1 protein-coding gene is annotated in these 354 nt (G+C 68.9%); it reads right to left on the bottom strand.

All coding sequences use genetic code 11. The features are described from left to right. Window positions 1-354: hypothetical protein (locus DSOL_RS28350; protein WP_170871644.1), on the bottom strand; the 354-nt coding region annotated here is incomplete at both ends.

The following is a 354-nucleotide window of genomic DNA, read 5'->3' as shown; positions in this document are numbered from 1 at the left end:
GACTGGTTGGCCGCCGGCAAAATCCGCCGTATAGGGCGCAAGGGCCATCTCCACCCGCACCGTCAGGCGCGAATACCGGCTCCCGGCGCTCGGCCACAAATCCCATATCCACCTCGCCCGTCGGCCCGACAATCCGGGCCGCGTCCACAAACGGTTCGTCGTCGAAGCGGTAGCGCACCACGTAGCGGTTCTCCCGGCCGGTGTTGATGAAGGCCTGATGGCAGACCACGAGCTGGGGCCCGGGGGCGCTGTTTTCCACCACGTATTCAAATCCGGCCTCGCCGGTGTCGGCCGGCCCGGCCGCGCCGCCCCAGTTGGTGTCGAGGGTCAGGCCCCAGGCGCTGTCCACGGTGG

The organism is Desulfosporosinus metallidurans (assembly GCF_001936615.1).
In the GTDB taxonomy this organism is placed as follows: Bacteria; Bacillota; Desulfitobacteriia; order Desulfitobacteriales; family Desulfitobacteriaceae; genus Desulfosporosinus; species Desulfosporosinus metallidurans.
This window is presented reverse-complemented; position numbering and strand designations above follow the sequence as displayed.